This is a genomic window from Endozoicomonas sp. SESOKO1, assembly GCF_024606265.1.
Lineage (GTDB): Bacteria > Pseudomonadota > Gammaproteobacteria > Pseudomonadales > Endozoicomonadaceae > Endozoicomonas.
On record NZ_JAHHPP010000374.1, the window covers coordinates 1 to 1,143 of the forward strand.

Genomic DNA, 1,143 nt, shown 5'->3' on the forward strand with positions numbered 1-1,143 from the left:
TCATTACCCAGGCGGTTCAGTTTTCCGGTTAGTGCTGCATCGGCAAACAGGGTCACTTCCGCCTCCAGGGAACCACCGATGGCTCCTGCCACACGGGCATCTTCGAGGGCTTTGTTCACCGCTGTCTTCACCTCCAGAATGGTATTCCAGAACTCCCCACCCAGCTCATCACCTTCCAGACTGTTCAGCCCTTCGTACCAGGTTTCCAGGAAAACCGATGCACTACGCTGGCCAGGCATCGCTTCCCAGATTTCGTCGGCGGTAAAGCTGGTGACGGGGGCCATCCAGCGGACGAAGGCCTCGATGATATGATACATCGCGGTTTGACAGCTGCGACGGGCCAGACTGTCCTGTGCAGTGGTGTACTGACGGTCCTTGATGATATCCAGATAGAAACCACCCAGATCCAGTGAGCAGAAATTATGAACTTTCTGGTAGACCGAAAGGAAGTTGTAGCTGTTGTAGGCGTCCACCACTTCATTTTGCAGTCTCAGGGTACGGTCCACAGCCCACTTATCCAGTGACAGCATATCCTCCCAGGCAACCGCATCGGTTTGTGGGTTGAAACCGGTGAGGTTGGACAACAGGAAGCGCGCGGTATTTCGAATACGACGATAGCTGTCTGCCGTGCGCTTGAGGATATCATCAGAAACGGTCATTTCTGAGGTGTAATCTGTCGCAGAAACCCAGAGACGCAGGATATCAGCACCCAGTGACTTGAAGACCTTCTGGGGGGCAATCACATTCCCCAGGGACTTGGACATCTTCCGGCCATTGGCATCCACGGTGAAGCCGTGGGTCAGCAGGCCTTTGTAGGGAGGCACGCCGTTCATGGCAATACTGGTTTTCAGGGAAGACTGGAACCAGCCACGGTGCTGGTCAGAGCCTTCCAGATAGAGGTCTGCAGGGAATTGCAGCGCTTCACGTCGCTCAATAACCGAATAGTGAGTGACGCCGGAATCAAACCAGACATCCAGGGTATCGGTGACTTTCACATATTGCTCAGCATCTTCGGCAGAAAGCATGTCAGCAGGTTCCAGATCAAACCAGGCGTCCATCCCTTCCTGTTCAACTTTCAGCGCAACTTGTTCAATCAGTGCCTGAGTATCCGGATGCAGCTCTTCGGTCTCTTTATGGATAAAC

The 1,143-nt window shown here is 53.6% G+C and carries 1 protein-coding gene; it reads right to left on the reverse strand.

Annotated features, from left to right (window positions below):
• Window positions 1-1,143 (reverse strand): class I tRNA ligase family protein (locus KDK13_RS16985; protein WP_257286174.1); only part of this gene is annotated, 1,143 nt, incomplete at both ends.